Source organism: Rhodococcus sp. P4_B6 (assembly GCF_056402215.1).
The window spans coordinates 11,553-29,144 of the sequence record NZ_JBFUHV010000115.1; the positions used below are offsets into that span (position 1 = coordinate 11,553).

The following is a 17,592-nucleotide window of genomic DNA, read 5'->3' on the forward strand; positions in this document are numbered from 1 at the left end:
TCAGTTGGCCGCGCGCAGGCGGCCGAAGACGCCGTCCGTCTCGTCCGCGGGACCGGCCGTGAAGTAGAGCGAACTGCTGTCGCCGAGGCTCTCCCCGTTGCCGAACAACAGTCCCCACAGGCCCTCCACGGCGAGGACGGCACCGGACTCGTCACGTACGTAGTCGATGAAGGCGCCGGTCTCGTCGTCGAATGCGGCGATCCGGCCCGCACCCCCGAAATTGCCGACGAGGATCGCGCCGGCGAGCGCACCGAAATCGGCGGGTGCGACAGCGACACCCCACGGGGCGTTGAGGCGGCCCTGGTCGTCGAGGACACGGACCAGATTGCCCGCGGCGTCGAACTCGGCGACCTTGCCGCGGTCGGGGCGGTCGCCGCTCGCGGTCTCCTGTTCGGCGTCGAGTGAGTCCTCCTCGCCCGCGTCGAATCCCGTGCCGTTCTCGGCAGCCTTGGTCGTCGCATACGTGACGAAGACCCGGTCACCGGCCGTGACGATGTTGAACGGGGCCGGATCGCCGGGGCGGGTGTGCTTGCCACCGTTCGGGTCGGCGGGGTCGAGCAGGTCTCCGGTCGCGAGCGGATTGGCGAAACCGTGCGTGGCGACGGGCTGCCAGGTCTTGTCGAACTGCCGGATCTGCGGCTCCGCACCGAAATCGGCGGCCCACAATGTGTCGTCGCGGCCGGGTGCGAGTGCCAGCCCGAAGAAGCTCATCCCCGCGGACTCACCGTTGAACATCTCCTTCGCGGGGCCGTCGTGCCGGACGATGCGTCCGTCGGCCCCCTGCTCGGTCCAACCGGAGATGCGGCCGGAATCGGTGGCGAAGAGGAATCGGGACGACCCACCGAGTATCTCCTGTCGCCCGTCCACCATCACGGGTTGCCCGGTGACGGCGAAGCTGTCGGAGGTCAGGGGTGCGGGGTTGAACACGACACCGGTGGTCTTTCCGAGGCCGGCCTCGGAGGTGTCCGCATCCGCGCCGGGCACACTGACCTCGTGCAGCGCGTCCTGGTGCAGTGTGCGCAGTGCGGGGTCGGGCGACGCCGTCACGTCGCCGACGAACTCGAAGGAGTTTCCGCCCGCTCCGACCCAGAAGTGGCCGCCTTCGCCCTGCGGGCGGATGGCCACGCCCCATGCGTTCACCATTGCGGGAACGGTGGTCGCGGCGGCGGCGTCGGCACTGCTCGCGACGAGAGCGGTTCGAGCGTAACGGTTGCCGGGAAGATCCTGGAGTGCGTGCGATGACGCGGCCGGTGCACATCCGGTCGCCGACGCCGCCGCCGTGACGAGCAGCGCGGCCCACGACAGCGTCGTGCGGGTGTTCTTCATCGATCTATGCCTCTCTCAGGGGTACGGGAAGATCAGTGCTCGGCGTTCCAGAAGCCGATCCACACGGCACCCCACCAGCACAGCTGGGAGATGAGTGCGGTCGCCGCGCCCCACAGCGTCAGCCGGGTCGGAAGATGCGTCGCATCGCTGTGCGCGATCCGCCTGCCCAGTATCAGCGCCTGTAGTCCGTTGACGGTCAGGAGTAACACGAGGACCAGCTTGGTCCGGGTGAGCGTGGAGGCCAGATTGGGTTCGAGGAGTGCGCCGCTGGCCACGAGGCCGGCGAGGCCGGCCCAGATGGGCAGGTGTAGGCGTTCCGCGCCGCGGATGGCCTCGGCGAGGGTCGACCGGCCGGAGATCCACAGCAGCACCAGGTAGTCCGCGATGAGGACACCCCCGAAGCCGAGCACCAGCGACGCGAGGTGCACGAAGAGGGCCGCGGTGTGCAGCACGGGATCCACCCGGACGTGCACGGAGATCCACAGGACCCCGGCGAGCGCCAGTGCGGCCAGGAGCGCGGCGGCGAGCACGATGAACCAAGAATCATGAAGTGCAAGTGGGCGTTCCGGCTCTCCCGGCGGAACGGGCAGCACACGCTTCCGGCCGTTACGTGGCGGCCTGCCTGCGTGGACCGGACCCCACGACACGGCGTCGGCACGAACCTGTCGTGGCGGAAGGGGCGTGACGGGGGAGATCAGAGTAGGTGGCCCGACCTCGGGTTCGGGGCGCGTCACGGGACGCTCCGGACGACGACGGGCGCATGCTCGGGCGTACGGGTACAGCAGGGATGCATGGGCGAACCGGTCCTGAGTGAGAAGTGCGCGAACGGAGTCCACACAAGTCGACGGGTGCGTGTCGGCGCGCGCTGTCCCGGACGCCAGTCTGCGGAGCCTGTCAGCTCCTGAAGCCGGTGCCGTTCGAGAGGAGGCGGCATGCTTGCGTGGTCACGAACGGTCCCCTCTCGAATCTGCTCACAGCTTACTCACAGGATATAGCTAAGCCTGCCCTTTGTTTGCGGGCTGCTCAAGTAAAAATGTTTGGCGCCCCTAAGTCAATCTATGTGTCGGCAATCACACACCGGCGGAATCCTCACAAGCGGCGTGATCCGAGTGTGCGCAGGGAGTTGCCGCCGTCGGCTGGGGATCGAGAGCCCGCTCCAGGCCGGCGCAGCCTTCGCCTTCTCCGGAATGGTTGCCCGACTATTTGTTTCACATGCGCATTATCGGCGAGATGACCGGACCCGATCTCGGCGAAGTGGCGGTCCTGTTGGTCGAATGCGGTGAGGGTGCCGGATTCGGCCGCGACATAGAGACGGTGGGCGCCCTGGTCGTAGGCGAGCACGTCGGGGCCAGCGCCGACGGATTCGTTGTGGTCCACACCGCACCGCGTGTCGGGTCGTATGCGATCCCGTCCGGATCGCGACCGGTCGGGCCGCGGGCGAGGTCGGTGCCGGTGTCCGTCGAACCGGGACCCGTTGCCGAGCAAAGTGATTACCCCTACCGGGTGCAGCGGCAACGGCCCAGTGTCAGCGGAGTGTCCAGACGCTAGCCGTGCGCGAAGGCCGCCTCGAACGCGTCGAGCGCGTCGTCCGGATCGTTCTTCGCCCAGCCTTCGAGTCCGACGACGCCGGTATAGCCGATGTCTCGAAGGGCGGCGGCGATCGCCGGGTAGTGGATTTCGCCGGTTCCGGGTTCACAGCGTCCGGGGACGTCGGCGACCTGGATCTCACCGATGTAGGGCAGCGCTTTCCGGACGAGTTCGATGAGGTTTCCCTCGCCGATCTGGGCGTGATACAGATCGAGATTCATCCGCAGATGAGGGCTGTCGACCGCCCGGACGAGAGCGAGGGTGTCGGCTGCGGTCGCGAACGGGGTACCGGGATGGTCGACGGCGAGGTTGAGGTTCTCGAGCGTGAACACGCGCCCCGCCTGTTCACCGAGTTCGGCGACCTTCCGCAGGGTGTCGGCGGCAGTGAGCCACATTGCGGGCGTGACCGTTTCGACGGGACGAACGGGCAGACCCCGGTTGTCGAGTCCGGTTCCGTGCAGGTTCAACCTCGGGCAGTCGAGCCGTTTCGCGACGTCGAGGGATTGGCGTGCGGTGGTGAGCAGCGCCTCGATGCTGTCGGGCTCGGTGAGGTTGCCCTCCAGATAGCCCGTCATCGAGGAGAATTCGGCGCCGCTCGCGACGAGCGCGTCGACGTTCTTGGTGGACCAGTCCCAGATCTCCACCTGGAGTCCGCGTTCGGCGATGCGCTGGACACGGTCCGCGAACGGCAGGTCGAGGTAGAGCATTTCGGCGCTGGCGGCGAGCGTGTACGTCATCGGGGTCACCGGTCCAGATCGACGGCGGCGCCGGTCTCGACGCTGCGGATCGCGGCGAGTGCGATCGACAGCGCGGTGCGGGCATCCTCGCCCGTGACCACGGCCGGTGTGTGGGCGCGGATCGCGTCGACGAAGGCGGTCAGTTCGCCCACGTAGGCGGTGTGGAGGAGGTCGGTGTCGCGGCGCGCGGTGTCGGCGTGCTGCCCGTCGGGGCCGTAGTAGGTCATGTCGGTGCTGAGCCCGCTGCCCGCGGTGACCATGCCGCCGGAGCCGAACACCTCGGCGCGCACGTCGTATCCGTACAGCGCGCTGAAACTCGCCTCCGCCGTCGCGATGGCGCCGTTGTCGAATTGCACGGTGACGACCGCGGTGTCGAGGTGGCCCGTGCTCTTGGCGTCCGGTCGCACCAGGGCGTCGGCCATCGCGTGCACCCGCACCGGTCGCGTACCCGGGTTGAGGAAGCACAGGGTGTCGAAGTCGTGAATGAGCGTTTCGAGGAAGATGGTCCATTGCGGGATGCGCGCCGGATCGGCGGTGAACGGGCCGGGGTCGCGGGTCAGCGAACGCAGCAGATGCGGAGTTCCGACCTTCTGCGCGTCGATCGCCGCGCGGGCGGCGGCGAACCCGGGAGCGAACCGGCGATTGAACCCGACCTGCAGGACGATGCCTGCGTCCGTGGCCGCCGCGATGGCGCGGTCGGCGTCCTCGAGGGTGACCGCCATCGGCTTCTCGACGAACACGTGCTTGCCGGCCGCCGCGGCCGCGACCACCAGGTCCGTGTGACTCCGCGCGGGGGCGGTGATCAGCACCGCATCGACCTCGTCGCTGGTAAGGACGTCGTCCACGGACGTGGTGGCGAGCGGTGCGCCCAGCGCCGCGGCGAGACGTTGCGCGGACTCGCCGACCGGGTCGCTGACCGCGACGAGCGAAGCCCCGGGGACCAGGCGGGCCACGATCTCCGCGTGATTCGAGCCGATGCGTCCGGCGCCGATCGTCGCGATGCGGACCGGATGGGAAGCGGCCGTCGTCGAGCGGACGGGTGCGGCTTCGGTGAGTGACATGAATGCGCTCCAGTGCGGTGAAGGGTGGAGGTAGAGGCGAACTAGTACGTTCTAGTTCTAGACCGTAGAACTCGTGAGATCATTGGTCAAGAGCGGCCCCGATCGCGGGCCCGGGAGACAGGAGTCGTGCACGTGGCCGAACCGGTGGCGGGACCGACCGGTGGCGCCCGTCCGACGATGGGCGACGTCGCGCGAGCGGCAGGAGTCTCCACGGCGCTCGTCTCGATCGTGATGCGCGGGGTCCCCGGCGCCAGCGAGGCGACCCGTCAGCGGGTGCTCGAGATCGCCGACGGGATGGGCTACGTGCCGGACCGTCGCGCACAGAAACTGCGCCAGGCCAGTTCCCGGCTCCTCGGCGTCGTGTTCGAACTGCAGCAACCGTTCCACGGCGACCTCGTCGAACAGATCTATGCGGCGGCCACCCGCCGGGGTTACGACGTGATGCTCAGCGCGGTCGCCCCGAGTCGCGCCGAGCAGGTCGCGGTCCAGGCGCTGATGCGGGAACGCTGCGAGGCCGCGATCCTCCTCGGCTCGCGGTTCGACACCGACGAACTCGGCGCGCTGGCCGACCGCCTGCCCGCCCTCGTCGTGGCGCGCGCCAGCGGACTGCCCGGCGTCGGCGCCGTGCGGGGCGACGACGTCGCAGGCATCACCCTTGCCGTCGACCACCTCACCGAACTCGGGCACCGGAACATCGCCCACATCGACGGCGCCGACGCCCCCGGCGGCGCCGACCGGCGGGCCGGCTTCCTGGCCGCGATGGACCGGCACGGACTGTCGGATTCGGCCACGGTCGTGGCCGGTGGTCCTACGGAAACCGAAGGCGCACAGGGCATGCACGAGCTTCTCGCGTTGCCCACTCCCCCGACCGCGGTCGTCGCGTTCAACGACCGGTGCGCCACCGGCGTACTCGACCTACTGGTCCGCCGCGGCCGGGACGTGCCCACGGACATCTCCGTCGTCGGCTACGACGACTCCCGCCTGGCGAGGATTCCGCACGTGCAGATGACGACAATCTCGCAGGACGCCACACACATGGCCGACGCCGCCGTCGACGCGGCGCTGGCTCAGATCGCCGGGGGCGAGGCCGTCGACCTCGTGCTCGCCCCGCACCTGGTCCGGCGCTCGACCACCGGCCCTGTCGCACAACACGACTAGCTCCGGCCGGCGAGGAGGGCGTGCACGAAACCGCGGGTGCTCGCCGTCTGGGGACGGCCGGCGACCTGGACGAGCGAGATGGTGCGTTCGACTCTCGGCCGCAGGGGTATGTGGACGAGACCGGCGAACGAGATCATGGGAAGCACGAGTGCGGGAACCGCGGTGACACCGAGCCCGGCGGCCGCCAAACCCGCTACCGCGCCGATGTTCTGCGCTTGCATGACGGGTCCGAGTTCGATGCGAGCGTCCTCGACGGCCCGGCGCACGGGCGCCGCGATACTGCTCTCGGGGCCGAACGCGATGAACGGCTGCCCGGCGAGATCCGACCACTGCAGCACCGGCCGTTCGGCGAACGGGTGCGTCGGCGGGACCGCACAATAGAAGGAGTCGCTCGTCAGGACGTCCTGTTGCAGGCCGGGCAGAATCCCCGAGGTGGTGACCAGGGCGAGGTCGACCGTCCCCGAGTACACGGCATCGAGGACCTCCTGACGCAGCCCGTCGCGGATCTGGAGCCGCACGTGAGGGTGCCGCTCGCGGAAGTCCACCACATACGGGGGAAGGAACGTGGCCGCGAGCGAGGGCAGGCACGCCACCGTCACGATTCCGCGGTCACCGGTGACGAATCGTTCGATCTGCGTGAGCCCGTCGTCGAAGTCGTGGAGCATCCGCCGGGCGTGCTCGATGATCTCGCGCCCGTGCGTGGTCAGTTCGACGCGGCGGGTGGTGCGCTCGAACAGCGTGACGTCGAGTCTGCGCTCGGCCTCGGCGACCGAGCGGCTCAGGGAGGACTGGGACACGCCGAGGGCGTGAGCAGCCGAGGTGAAGCTCTCGTAGTCGGCGATCGCGACGATGCTCCTCAGGTGCGAGATCCCCAGATTGATGCTCATGTGCATCAGTATGGCCGCTATTCATGCGCCGAGGCGCTACGTTGCCCGTCCCATCTGCGCGACTCATTCATGAGCAAAAATCATGAATCAATCATGCATTGATATTTGACGCGCAATTGTGAGGCGCGCGACACTGGGACTCCGATTCGAAGGAGGTCACATGGTTGCCGCACTCGGGTTCGCCACGATCGCGTGTTTCCTGGCGCTGGCGTTCAGCCGCCGGGTCTCGGTGCTCGTCGCGCTGATCCTCGTTCCCATCGCGTTCGCGATCGTGGGAGGGTGGGCACCCGACCTCGGGGAGATGGTGGGCGACGGCCTCCTGAAGGTCGCGCCCGTCGCCATCATGATCGCCTTCGCGGTGCTGTACTTCAGCCTGATGGTCGACGTGGGACTGTTCGATCCGGCGATCCGCCGGATCGTCCGGTGGGCAGGCGGCAATCCCACCAAGATCGCCGTCGGCACCGCGGTGCTGACCCTGCTCGTCGCGCTCGACGGCGACGGAACCTCCACCTTCCTGATCACCATCTCGGCGCTGCTGCCCATCTACCAGCGGCTCGGGATGCGCCCGGTCGTACTGACCGGCATCGTCTGCCTGGCCGCCGGTCTGATGAACATGATTCCGTGGGGCGGCCCGACCGTCCGCGCCATGGCCGCGCTCGACCTGACCAGCGCCGACATCTTCACGCCGGTCCTCCCCGCGATGGGCGTCGGGGTCCTGTGGGTCCTGTTCGCCGCGTACATGATCGGCCGCACGGAACGGAAACGGCTCGGTGTGTCCGAACTCGTGTCTCCCGGCGAGGGTGGTCCCGGCACCCCGCACGTCTCCGACCCGCCGATGCGTACCCGCCGCCACCGGGCGGTGATGGCATTCAACACGGTGCTCACCCTCGTCCTGATCGTGATCCTGCTGTTCCAACTCGTGCCGCTGGAGGTGGCGTTCGCCATCGCCTTCGCGCTCGCGCTCGCCGTCAATCGCCCGAAGTGGGCGGATCAGCAGGCCCTGTTCGCGAAGCACGGCGGCAACGTCACCATGGTGGTGGTGATGATCCTCGCGGCAGGTGTGCTCACGGGAATCCTCAACGGCACCGGCATGATCACCGCGATGGCGCAGACGTTCGTCTCCTGGATTCCGCAGTCCGCCGGGTCCCTGATCCCCGTCATCACCGCGGTCACGTCGATGCCGCTCAGCCTGGTCTTCACCCCGGACGCCTACTACTTCGGCGTCGTACCGGTGCTCGCGGAGACCACCGCCTCGTTCGGCGGCGACCCCGCCGAGATCGGCCGCGCCGCCATCCTCGGCCAGATGACCACCGGGTTCCCGCTCAGCCCGCTGACCGCCGCGACGTTCATCCTGATCGGACTGAGCAAGGTGGACCTCGGCAAGCACCAGCGGTTCATCTTCGGCTGGGCCTTCGGGACCACGATCGTGATGACCGTCGTAGCGCTGCTCACCGGTGCCCTCTCGCTGTAATCGTCCCCGACACCGCCGCATCCGTCGAACCAGCAAAGGACTTCGAAACCGTGACACCATCGAGCACCCGTGGCAGCACCGCGTGGAGCGTGCGACTCGGCGCGGGATCCGGGTTCTCCGGGGATCGCATCGACCCCGCCGAGAAACTCGCCCGGCACGCCGACCTCGACTACCTGATCTTCGAATGCCTCGGCGAACGCACCGTCGCCGCCGGAAACGCTCGCCGGCTGGAGAACCCGGACGAAGGTTACGATCCGCTGCTCGCCGCACGCATGCGCGCGGTGCTCCCGCACACCCTCGCGTCCGGGACCACGGTGATCACCAACGCCGGCGCCGCCAACCCGCTCGCCGCCGCGGAACTGGTCTCCGGCATCGCATCCCGGTCCGCCGACCGTCCGGTGCGCATCGCCGCGGTCACGGGCGACGCGGTGCTCGAGCAGGTGCTGCGCCACGACCCCGTCGTGTGGGAAACCGGGAAACGCCTGTCGGAGCACGAAGACGTGCTCGTCTCCGCGAACGCGTACATCGGTGCGGAGGCCGTGCTCCCCGCGCTCGAACTGGACGCCGACGTCGTCGTCACCGGCCGCCTGGCCGACCCGTCGCTCTACGTCGCCCCGCTCGCCCACCACTTCGGGTGGGACCTCGCCGATCACGAAACCATCGGCGCCGCAACTGCGATCGGGCATCTACTCGAGTGCGCCGGGCAACTCACGGGCGGGTACTACGCCGATCCGGTCACCAAACCGGTGAAGGGCATGGCCGATCTCGGCTTCCCGTTCGCCGACGTCCTCGCCGACGGATCGGCGACGTTCGGCAAGCTCGACGGATCGGGCGGCATCCTCACCGAACGAACCTGCGCCGAGCAACTCCTGTACGAGGTGGGTGATCCCACTTCGTACCTGACCCCCGATGTCACCGCGGACTTCGGCAACGTGTCGTTCGGCAGCGTCGGGCCCGACCGCGTCGCCATCACCGGTGCAACCGGACGCCCCCGCCCGCGGGAACTGAAGGTGACCCTCGGCTTCCGCGGCGGCTGGCTCGGCGAGGGGCAGATCAGCTACGCGGGACCCCGCGCCTACTCCCGCGCCCGGCTCGCCGCCGACATCGTCACCGAACGACTCGTCGACGTGCACGGTTTTAGCGAGGACGCCGTCTCCGTCGAATACATCGGCGCCGGTGCTTCTTTCCGCGGACTCGACACGGACGAGGATGCCCGCGAGGTTCGCGTGCGAGTGACGGCCCGAGCACGAACTCGCGAGGAAGCCGACCTCGTCGGCTGGGAGGTGGAAAGCCTGTACACCAACGGACCGGCAGGCGGCGGCGGTGCCCGGCGCTCCTCGACGGAGGTGCTCGCGATCCGCTCGTGCACCCTCCCCCGCGAACTCGTGCCCACCCGCGTCCATCTCACGGAGGTGTCGAAATGACCACGCCCGCCACCGTTCAGCGCATCGACGCACTCGCGGACGTCCGCGCCGGCGACAAGGGCGACACGCTCATCGTCGCCGTCCTGGCCCGGGACCGCGCCGCCTACGGCCTGCTCGAGCGGAGACTGACCGACGACGTCGTCGCCGCCCACTACGGTGAACTGATCACCGGACCGGCCCGGCGCACCTGCCAGCCCAATCTGCTGGCGATGGTGTTCGAACTGCCCGGCGTCCTCGGCGGCGGCGTCACGGGTTCACCCGCGCTCGACGGGCACGGCAAGACGCTGGGCTACCACCTGCTGAGCCTCGAAATCCGAGACGTCTAACCGAGATTCGGGTTCCGCGAGTCGGCCAGGATGGCGGCGAGTGCGGGACGATCGAGCTTGCCGCGCGGCGTGCGCGGCAGGCTGTCCACCACGAGGACCTGAACCGGCATGCTGGGGCTGGGGAGGGTCGCGCGCAGATGCCGCCAGATCTCGGCGGTGCTCGGGGCGTCGCCGTGCACGACGATCGCGGCGGCGGGCGCCTCCCCCATCCGCGCGTCGGGAACCCCGATGCACGCGGCCTCCGAGACCCCGGGCAGCGCGGTCAGCGCCGCTTCGACGGCCGCGGGTTCGACATTGAGTCCCGCCCGGATCACCGTGTCGCTGTCGCGGCCGAACAACTGCAGGCTGCTGCCCACCACCCGGCCGCGGTCGCCCACCGTCATCCACCCGTCGTCGGGGCCGTTCACCACACCGTCCTCGGTGAGGTACCCGTCGAACAGCATGTCGCTGCGCACGTGCACCAGGCCCTCGCGGATCTCGGCGTCGACGCCGTCGAACAGTTCGCCCGCCGAATGCTCGTCGGCGGCACCGAGACCCCGGTCGTAGGACACGAAACTCAGTTCGGAGGCTCCGTAGAAATGCACGAGCGACGCATTCGGCAGGACGCCCTGCAACGCCTCACGCCCCGTGCGCGGCCACCGGGCCGCCGAGGACAGCACCTCCCGGACGCTGTCGACGGTGCCGATCCCCGACCGCACGACGTCCCAGGCGATGGTCGGTACCGAGTACAGGTGGGTGGCCGCGTCGCCCAGCGACTGCGTGACCGGCCGCAGGTCCACGGTCGCGCCGCGGCTGAGTCCGTGGATCGCGCCGTACAGGAAATGCGTGTGGTCGAGGACCCCGGGCACCGACACGCGGTCGCCGCCGCCGATGTCGAACGTCGTGTCGGAGCGGTCGAGAGTCGTGGCCCACGATCGCTGGTTGCGCACGAACAACTTCGGTTCACCGGTGGTGCCGGAGGTGATGCCGACCAGCAGTTCGGCGCCGGGGTGTGCCCGGCCCGCGGTGCCGTCGGATTGCAGGGTGTCGGCCGTCTCGACGGTCCCGTCGAATCCCAGCCTCCGCAGCCGGCGGTGCTGGTGCGGCGCCGCGACGACGGCACCGGGTTTCGCGAGTTCGAGCACCCGCGTCAGCTGCGCGGGCAGCAGGTGCCGGTGCAGCAGGACGACGCTGACGCCCGCGTGCATCGCGGCCGTCACGACGACCAGCGACCCGACGTCCGAGGTCGGCAGCACGGCGACCCGGTCCATGCCGTCGAGCCCGGCCGCGGTCCGAGCGACGCGCGACCAGAACCGGCCGTAGTCGACGGTCTCGCGGGCGGAGACGATCGCTACCGCCCCCGGGTTCTCGGCGGCACGTCGGGCGATGCGTTCGGCGGGCAGCAGCTCAGTCATCGTCCACTCCCCGTGCGACGAGGGCGTCGCCCATCGCATCCGCGGTCCGGAGGGCACGCACCAGAACCGGTGTGGCCAGCGCTGTCATCGACCATTGCAATCCTCGTGCCTTCCGCGCCTGCGCCACCTCCTGCACGATCCCGGTGAGCAGCGGGATACACCGGATCGCCAGCGCGAGGAGGAGCCCGATCCGGTCCGGATCGACCCCGACTCTCCGCAGCGGCCCGAGCGCGCGCGACACGGTGTCGAGCATGTCGGTGACCCGGGTAGTGAGCGTGACCAACGCGGCGAGCGCCACCGAGATCAGCAGCACCCCGCACACGACGACCGCCCGCGACGGCGACGTGATCAGCACCTGGAACACCGCGATGATCAACAACATCCACACCACCGGGCGCAGTTGCGCCACGGCCACCCGCCACGGAATGGACGCCACCACGAACAGCAGTCCTACCAGAACGACGACGACGCCGACCTCGAGTGGGGTGCGCACGAACACGGTGGCCGCGACGATCGACAGAATCAACAGCAGCAGTTTCAGCCCGGCGGGCATCCGGTGCAGCAGCGAGTCGCCGGGGCGGTACAGCCCGATCATTCGACCAGCTGCCGGTACGCGGGGACGGCGTCGTCCGGGGTGCCGTCGAACGCGACGAGCCCGTCGTCGATGACGATGACCCGTTCGAAACTCTCCAGCAACGCCAGTTGGTGGGTCACGACGATCACCTGCTGGTCCATCGAATCGAGGGCCTCGGAGACGACGCGCGCGTTCCGCAGATCCAGCAGCGTGGTCGGCTCGTCGGCGATGACCACCTCGGGCCTGCGGATGAGGACGGCGCCGATGGCGAGCAACTGCTTCTGGCCCCCGGACAGCAGGTGCGCGGGATGCTCGGCGTGCTTGTCGAGCCGGAACCGCACCAGGATCTCCTCGACGCGGGTCGCGATCTCCTCTTTGCTCAGACCGGACCGGCGCAGCGAGAACGCCAGATCCTCGGACACGGTGGGCATGACGATCTGGGTGTCGGGGTCGGTGAACACGAATCCGACCTTCCGCCGCACCTGCGCGCCCTTCCGGGCGGCGTCGACGCCGTCGACCGTGACGGTGCCGGAGGTGGGTTTCAGCAACCCGTTGATCATCCGCGCCAGCGTCGACTTGCCGGAACCGTTGGATCCGATGATGCCGACGCGACGCTCGGCGAAACGCAGGTCGACGCCGCGCAGTACCTTGCGGTCGCCGAAGGCGTGACTCACCGAGTCGAAGACGATCTCACTCACGACACACGCTCCACGAGCACGGCGATGCCCTGTCCGCCGCCGATGGCGCAGGCGGCGAGTCCGAGCGCGGGCCCGTCCTCGCGCAGCATCTGACTTGCCAAGCGCACCAGCAGGATCGCGCCCGACGCCCCCCACGGGTGTCCCATGGCGATGGCGCCGCCCTGCGGGCAGATCACGGATTCGTCCAGTCCGAGTTCGTCCGACACCGCCAGCACCACCGACGCGAACGCCTCGGTGATCTCGACGACGCCCAGATCCGCCACGTCGTGCCCGGTTCGCTTCAGGAGTTTGCGGATCGCCGGAACCGGACCGAGCCCGGGCAACGCGGGGTCCGATCCCGCGACCGCGGAGCCGAGCACCCGCAGCGCAGGCAGTCCGGCGGCCAGCGTCTCGGTGGTCACGGCCAGCACCGCGGCGCCGTCGGAGATGCCGCACGAGTTCCCGGCGGTGGCCGTTCCGTCGGCACCGAAACTGGGGCGCAGTCGCGCGAGCCGGGCCTCCGTCAGGCCTGCGCGAATGCGCTGGTCCTTCGCGATGTCGCCGATCGGCACGATCTCCGACGAGAAGTCGGCGGCCGCCGCCAGGGTGTGCGACCGCGCCGCGTACGCGTCCTGCCGCTCACGGCTGATGCCGCGCACCCGGGCGAGATCGTCGGCGGCCACACCCATGTCGGGGTCGGGAAAGCCGTGCGGCGCAAAGGGAGCACGGGTGTAGCGCACCGGGTCGGCGCCGGGCACCGGCGGCCAGAACCGCCACGGCGCGGTGCTCGCCGATTCGACGCCGCCCGCCAGGATCAGCTCGTCGGCGCCGCTGCGGACGCGCAGCGCGGCCTGCATCACCGCGTCGAGACCGGAACCGCACTGCCGGTCGACGGTGACCCCGGGAACCTCCGCACCCAGCCCCGCCCGCAGGGCAGCGACCCGCGCCGGGTCGCCGCCCGGCCCGAGGCAGTTGCCGAGCACGACGTCGTCGACCTCGGCGTCGAGGCCCGACCCGCGCAGCGAGTCCAGGACCTCGCGCAGCACGGGGGCGGCCAGATCGGTGGTGGTCAGATCGGCGAACCCGTGCCCGGCATTGCCGATCGGCGTCCGGCGCGGCGCGACCAGTACAGGGACAGAGCTCATGCCAGCCAGTCTCTCACTCGGCCTCGGGCGACCTTGCCACTGGCGGTCCGCGGCAGCGCCTCGATCGGCACCCAGCGGCGGGGCATGGCTTCCTTCGTCAGCGCCCGGCGCGCGTGCGCACGGATCTCGGCGATCTCCGCGGTGCCGTCGAGCTCCACCACCGCGGTGACGGTCTCGCCGAGCACCGGGTGCGGCGATCCGACGACGGCGACCGCGTCGATGCCGTCGAGCGTCTCGAGGATGCGCTCGACGTCCTCGGCGACCACCGTGGTGCCGCCGACGTTGATCGCGGAGTCGCCCCGGCCGCGGACGGTCAGTTCCCCGTTGTCGCCGAGTTCCGCCAGGTCACCGACGCCGAACCAGTCCGGAGCCCCGATCACGCTGTACGGCGACCGGACGTACAGCAGTCCGTCGCGGATGTCGGCGTCGACACCATCCAGCAGCCGCAGCGGTTCAGGGACCTTCCGCGCCGCGACGAGGGACAGTTCCGCGGCGCCGTAGTACTCGACGATCTCGATCCCGTCCGCCACCGCGCGGGCGCCGTCGTCGAGGGCGGTGCCTGCGACGATCGCGGTGCGCAGCTTCGGGGCCTTCCCCACCACGTCACGGAGAACGGCGGGGACGGCGTGCACCACCGTCGCCCGCGACGGATCGTCGGTGACGCACGCGCCGCGCCACAGCGCGTGCACCGCACCGAACAGGTGCATCGTGGCGTGCAGCGGCCCGGTGATCAGCACGTGGTCCGTGGCGTCGATTCCGGTGATCGCGGTGAAGGCGGGAAAGCTGTCGAACCAGGATGCCGCGGTGCGGGCGAGCGGTCGGGGCCTGCCGGTGGAACCGGACGTGGCCACCAGCAGGAACGCCGACGGCGGAATCGCGGGCCGGTCGGGACGGGCGTCGGGGTTCTCGACGATCACCGCGGTCCCCCGCCGCGCGCCGGCGCAGACGCAGATCAACGCGTCTGCAACCGGCAACTCCGACGCGTCGTGGACGGACGCGTCGGAGCCGTGCTCGTCGATCCACCGGTCGATCGCCCGGTCGAGTTGGGCGTAGGTGTACGTGCGGCCGTCGACGTCGAGAGCAGGCTGATCGCCGGCGCCGCCGAGTACGGCAATCACGTACGGATGAGGCCGGGGTACGCGCGGTGCACACTCTTGGCGACGACGGTGGCGACGACGACCTTCAGCGCGTCGCCGGGGATGAACGCGAAGTTGGTGGTGATGGCGGCCCCGACCCCGAGGTCGGTGCGCAGCAGCAGCCCGATGGTGCCGAACAGGTAGATGATCACGATCCCGCCGAGGGCGTTGATCAGCAGACCGAGAGCGATCGGGTACTTCGGCAGGATCCGCGCGGTGAGGAGGCCGATGACCAGCGTCGCGGGAAGCCACCCGATGAGGTATCCGGCGCTGGGACCGGCGAGCGCCGTCAGTCCGGTGCGGCCACCGGACAGCAGTGGAAGTCCGATCAGGGTCAGTGCGAGGAAGACCGCGACGGCGGCGGTGCCCTTGCGTGCCCCGAGCACGGCGCCCGCGAGGATGACCCCGAGGGTCTGCAGCGTGATCGGCACGCCGCTGAAGCCGACCGTGATGGCGCCGGGCAGACCCAGCGCGGCGATCAGTGCGGCGAACACCGCGATCTGCGCCATGTCCCGCGCTGAAATACCGAGCCTCGACACCCGAGCACTCCCGACTTCTGTCATGACGACTCCTCTTGCTTCAAACTTGAACGACGTTCAAGGTAGCAGGTCGGCGCCGCCAACGGTGCGGCAGACTCCGGCACCTCGTCCTCGTCGGGCGACGTGCGCGCCCCGGCCCGCGCTGCGCCGATCCCCGCCGCGACGACGAAACAGATCCCGGCCACCGCCGCGTGGTCCGGTACCTGGTGCAACACGACGAGCCCGATGATCAACGCGAACGCCGGTTCCAGACTCATCAGCGTCCCGAACGCCGCCGTGTTCAGCCGGCGCAAGGCGAGCATCTCCAGCGTGAACGGCACTACCGGCAGCAGTATCGCCAATCCCAGCCCGATGATCAACAGGTCCGGCGTCATCTTCGCGAGCATCGACGGCCCGCCCACGACGGTCGCGACCAATCCGGCGACCGGCATGGACACCGCGAGACCGTTGATTCCCGCCACCTCGTCCCCCACACGCTGAGTGAGCACGATGTAGAGCGCCCAGCACGCGGCCGCGCCCAGGGCGAACAGGATTCCCACCGGGTCGACGCCGCCGACCCAGGGTTGCGTCAGCAGCAGCACTCCCACGGCCGCCAGCGCCGGCCACCGGAGGCGGCCCCGCCCGTGCACGGCCGCGACGCCGAGGGGTCCCAGAAACTCCAGCGCACTCGCGGTTCCCAGCGGGATCCGGTCGACCGCGGCCATGAACAGCAGGGTGACCGCGGCCGTGACCACTCCGAGCAGGATGCACGCGACGAGGGAGGAACGCGTGAACGCCTTCGGACGGGGCCGCACGATCACGGCCAGCAGCACCCCGGCCCAGGCCAGGCGCAACCAGGCGGCACCCTCGGCGCCGACGCGTTCGGAGACGCCGACGGAGATCGCGAGTCCGGTCTGTACGCACAGCATCGAGGTCAGCGCCATCGTCGCGCCGACGTGGGTCGGGTTCCTGGTCATGCCTGTATTCAAGGACACCACAACCGTTCACGTCCACGTGTCTTTCATGGACAAATCGTTCGGATATCGCGAACAATATGTGGGTGGATACCCGACGCCTGCATCTCCTGCTCGAGCTCTCCCGCCTCGGCTCGATGCGTGAGGTCGCCGAGACACACCGGCTGACCACCTCGACCGTCTCCCAGCAGATCGCCGCGCTGGCGAAGGAGACGGGTGCGCAGCTCGTCGAACCGATCGGCCGCCGGGTGCGGCTCACCCCGGCCGGTCGCCGGCTCGCCGATCACGCCGTCACCATCCTGGCGGCCGTCGACGCCGCCCGGCTCGACCTCGACCCCCACGCCGAACCGGTCGGCACCCTGCGCGTCGGGGGTTTCGCGACGGGCATCCGGGTGTCGCTGCTCCCCGTCGTCGCCGAACTGGCGCACACCCACGCGCAGGTGGACGTGGTGATCAGCGAATACGAGCCGGTCGAGGCGTTCGCACTGCTCGCCGACGACGAACTCGATCTCGCCCTGACCTACGACTACAACCTGGCGCCGGCGTCACCCGGCGCGGCGCTCGAGGCCGTCCCGCTGTGGTCGACGGCCTGGGGACTCGGCGTCCCCGCACCCGCCGCGGTCGAACCCGCCGACGTCGCGGCATACGCCGATTCGCCGTGGATCGTGAACTCCCGCAACACCGCCGACGAGGACGCCGTCCGCACGCTGGCCTCGCTCGCGGGTTTCACACCGCGGATCGCCCACCAGATCGACAGCCTCGACCTCGTCGAGGACCTCATCACCGCCGGCTACGGCGTGGGCCTGCTGCCCGCCGACCGTCCCACCCGCGAAGAGGTCACCGTCCTGCCGCTCGGCAACCCGAAGGTGGTGCTGACGGCGTACGCCGTGACCCGCCGCGGCAGGTCCACCTGGCCGCCGCTGCGACTGGTCCTCGACCGTCTGGCGGCGCAGCGCACAAAACTCCCCACCCGCGCGGACGCGGGTGGGGAGTCGGGGGTCCTAGATGATTGATTCCTTGAACGGATCAGTGGTCGTAGGCGATCAATGATCGCTTGGCAGTGGCGCCGATGTTCCAGTTGTGCCAGATGCCGGCGGCCATCGCCAGCACACGCTGGGCGACGCGGGCGAACACCCCGTGCGTGGTACGGCCACCGTGTTCCTCCAGGCCAAGCTGCCCTTTCAACGTGTGGTTGAC

The 17,592-nt window shown here is 69.7% G+C and carries 18 protein-coding genes and 1 pseudogene; 6 read left to right on the top strand and 13 right to left on the bottom strand.

From position 1 onward, the window contains the following. Positions 1–1,326 carry a TIGR03118 family protein gene (locus tag AC1DWT_RS35455; protein ID WP_477924237.1) on the bottom strand — a complete coding sequence of 442 codons (1,326 nt, stop codon included), beginning with the start codon at positions 1,324–1,326 and terminating at the stop codon, positions 1–3. A 32-nt stretch (positions 1,327–1,358) separates the two neighbouring features. Continuing rightward, positions 1,359–2,060, bottom strand: a complete 702-nt coding sequence (locus AC1DWT_RS35460) for a hypothetical protein (RefSeq protein ID WP_477924239.1) — start codon at positions 2,058–2,060, stop codon at positions 1,359–1,361. A gap of 496 nt (positions 2,061–2,556) precedes the next feature. Between AC1DWT_RS35460 and AC1DWT_RS35465 the strand changes: the two genes are divergently transcribed. Continuing rightward, entirely contained in the window at positions 2,557–2,874 is a 318-nt protein-coding gene (locus AC1DWT_RS35465; RefSeq protein ID WP_477924240.1) for a hypothetical protein, read from the top strand. Here AC1DWT_RS35465 and AC1DWT_RS35470 read toward each other — a convergent pair. Further along, positions 2,871–3,650 (bottom strand): TIM barrel protein, encoded by a 780-nt coding sequence (locus AC1DWT_RS35470; RefSeq protein ID WP_206014948.1) that lies wholly within the window; start codon positions 3,648–3,650, stop codon positions 2,871–2,873. The genes AC1DWT_RS35465 and AC1DWT_RS35470 overlap by 4 nt on opposite strands. Before the next feature lie 5 nt (positions 3,651–3,655). Then, complete coding sequence (locus AC1DWT_RS35475; RefSeq protein WP_477924242.1) at positions 3,656–4,711, bottom strand: Gfo/Idh/MocA family oxidoreductase; 1,056 nt, start codon at positions 4,709–4,711, stop codon at positions 3,656–3,658. A gap of 132 nt (positions 4,712–4,843) precedes the next feature. Between AC1DWT_RS35475 and AC1DWT_RS35480 the strand changes: the two genes are divergently transcribed. Then, positions 4,844–5,869, top strand: a complete 1,026-nt coding sequence (locus tag AC1DWT_RS35480; protein ID WP_477924243.1) for a LacI family DNA-binding transcriptional regulator — start codon at positions 4,844–4,846, stop codon at positions 5,867–5,869. Here AC1DWT_RS35480 and AC1DWT_RS35485 read toward each other — a convergent pair. Beyond that, positions 5,866–6,762, bottom strand: coding sequence for a LysR family transcriptional regulator (locus AC1DWT_RS35485; protein WP_477924244.1), 897 nt, complete (start codon positions 6,760–6,762; stop codon positions 5,866–5,868). The genes AC1DWT_RS35480 and AC1DWT_RS35485 overlap by 4 nt on opposite strands. Positions 6,763–6,916: 154 nt before the next feature. Between AC1DWT_RS35485 and AC1DWT_RS35490 the strand changes: the two genes are divergently transcribed. From AC1DWT_RS35490 to AC1DWT_RS35500, 3 genes are read left to right on the top strand one after another with little or no spacing between them, the layout of a single operon-like run. Continuing rightward, positions 6,917–8,227 (top strand): CitMHS family transporter, encoded by a 1,311-nt coding sequence (locus AC1DWT_RS35490; RefSeq protein ID WP_477924246.1) that lies wholly within the window; start codon positions 6,917–6,919, stop codon positions 8,225–8,227. Between the two features lie 50 nt (positions 8,228–8,277). Beyond that, a complete protein-coding gene (locus tag AC1DWT_RS35495) occupies positions 8,278–9,651 on the top strand; it encodes an acyclic terpene utilization AtuA family protein (protein ID WP_477924248.1) in 1,374 nt (457 codons plus the stop codon). Next, a complete protein-coding gene (locus tag AC1DWT_RS35500; protein WP_095863509.1) occupies positions 9,648–9,977 on the top strand; it encodes an AtuA-related protein in 330 nt (109 codons plus the stop codon). The genes AC1DWT_RS35495 and AC1DWT_RS35500 overlap by 4 nt, the downstream gene beginning before the upstream one ends. Here AC1DWT_RS35500 and AC1DWT_RS35505 read toward each other — a convergent pair. From AC1DWT_RS35505 to AC1DWT_RS35535, 7 genes are read right to left on the bottom strand one after another with little or no spacing between them, the layout of a single operon-like run. Beyond that, positions 9,974–11,371, bottom strand: a complete 1,398-nt coding sequence (locus tag AC1DWT_RS35505; protein ID WP_477924250.1) for an AMP-binding protein — start codon at positions 11,369–11,371, stop codon at positions 9,974–9,976. The genes AC1DWT_RS35500 and AC1DWT_RS35505 overlap by 4 nt on opposite strands. Next, positions 11,364–11,966, bottom strand: a complete 603-nt coding sequence (locus tag AC1DWT_RS35510; RefSeq protein WP_095863507.1) for an energy-coupling factor transporter transmembrane component T family protein — start codon at positions 11,964–11,966, stop codon at positions 11,364–11,366. The genes AC1DWT_RS35505 and AC1DWT_RS35510 overlap by 8 nt, the downstream gene beginning before the upstream one ends. Further along, positions 11,963–12,643: an energy-coupling factor ABC transporter ATP-binding protein gene (locus tag AC1DWT_RS35515; protein ID WP_072946867.1), complete on the bottom strand. Its 681-nt coding sequence runs from the start codon at positions 12,641–12,643 to the stop codon at positions 11,963–11,965. Before AC1DWT_RS35515 ends, AC1DWT_RS35510 begins: the two co-directional genes overlap by 4 nt. Next, positions 12,640–13,767 (bottom strand): thiolase family protein, encoded by a 1,128-nt coding sequence (locus AC1DWT_RS35520; protein ID WP_477924253.1) that lies wholly within the window; start codon positions 13,765–13,767, stop codon positions 12,640–12,642. Before AC1DWT_RS35520 ends, AC1DWT_RS35515 begins: the two co-directional genes overlap by 4 nt. Beyond that, entirely contained in the window at positions 13,764–14,885 is a 1,122-nt protein-coding gene (locus AC1DWT_RS35525; protein ID WP_206014940.1) for a class I adenylate-forming enzyme family protein, read from the bottom strand. The genes AC1DWT_RS35520 and AC1DWT_RS35525 overlap by 4 nt, the downstream gene beginning before the upstream one ends. After that, positions 14,882–15,466: a biotin transporter BioY gene (locus AC1DWT_RS35530; RefSeq protein ID WP_083395608.1), complete on the bottom strand. Its 585-nt coding sequence runs from the start codon at positions 15,464–15,466 to the stop codon at positions 14,882–14,884. Before AC1DWT_RS35530 ends, AC1DWT_RS35525 begins: the two co-directional genes overlap by 4 nt. Next, complete coding sequence (locus AC1DWT_RS35535) at positions 15,463–16,398, bottom strand: EamA family transporter (RefSeq protein ID WP_477924256.1); 936 nt, start codon at positions 16,396–16,398, stop codon at positions 15,463–15,465. The genes AC1DWT_RS35530 and AC1DWT_RS35535 overlap by 4 nt, the downstream gene beginning before the upstream one ends. A gap of 83 nt (positions 16,399–16,481) precedes the next feature. Between AC1DWT_RS35535 and AC1DWT_RS35540 the strand changes: the two genes are divergently transcribed. Then, positions 16,482–17,408: a LysR family transcriptional regulator gene (locus tag AC1DWT_RS35540; RefSeq protein WP_477924258.1), complete on the top strand. Its 927-nt coding sequence runs from the start codon at positions 16,482–16,484 to the stop codon at positions 17,406–17,408. Positions 17,409–17,421: 13 nt separating this feature from the next. Here the strand turns inward: AC1DWT_RS35540 and AC1DWT_RS35545 are convergent. Next, positions 17,422–17,592: pseudogene (locus AC1DWT_RS35545) on the bottom strand (IS982 family transposase); the annotation flags it as partial.

Bases quoted from the DNA above. Each gene is read 5' to 3' on its own strand.
- AC1DWT_RS35455 (WP_477924237.1), bottom strand. From the start codon at position 1,326: ATGAAGAACACCCGCACGACGCTGTCGTGGGCCGCGCTGCTCGTCACG.
- AC1DWT_RS35465 (WP_477924240.1), top strand. From the start codon at position 2,557: ATGACCGGACCCGATCTCGGCGAAGTGGCGGTCCTGTTGGTCGAATGC.
- AC1DWT_RS35470 (WP_206014948.1), bottom strand. From the start codon at position 3,650: ATGACGTACACGCTCGCCGCCAGCGCCGAAATGCTCTACCTCGACCTG.
- AC1DWT_RS35475 (WP_477924242.1), bottom strand. From the start codon at position 4,711: ATGTCACTCACCGAAGCCGCACCCGTCCGCTCGACGACGGCCGCTTCC.
- AC1DWT_RS35485 (WP_477924244.1), bottom strand. From the start codon at position 6,762: ATGCACATGAGCATCAATCTGGGGATCTCGCACCTGAGGAGCATCGTC.
- AC1DWT_RS35490 (WP_477924246.1), top strand. From the start codon at position 6,917: ATGGTTGCCGCACTCGGGTTCGCCACGATCGCGTGTTTCCTGGCGCTG.
- AC1DWT_RS35500 (WP_095863509.1), top strand. From the start codon at position 9,648: ATGACCACGCCCGCCACCGTTCAGCGCATCGACGCACTCGCGGACGTC.
- AC1DWT_RS35505 (WP_477924250.1), bottom strand. From the start codon at position 11,371: ATGACTGAGCTGCTGCCCGCCGAACGCATCGCCCGACGTGCCGCCGAG.
- AC1DWT_RS35510 (WP_095863507.1), bottom strand. From the start codon at position 11,966: ATGATCGGGCTGTACCGCCCCGGCGACTCGCTGCTGCACCGGATGCCC.
- AC1DWT_RS35520 (WP_477924253.1), bottom strand. From the start codon at position 13,767: ATGAGCTCTGTCCCTGTACTGGTCGCGCCGCGCCGGACGCCGATCGGC.
- AC1DWT_RS35530 (WP_083395608.1), bottom strand. From the start codon at position 15,466: ATGACAGAAGTCGGGAGTGCTCGGGTGTCGAGGCTCGGTATTTCAGCG.
- AC1DWT_RS35535 (WP_477924256.1), bottom strand. From the start codon at position 16,398: ATGACCAGGAACCCGACCCACGTCGGCGCGACGATGGCGCTGACCTCG.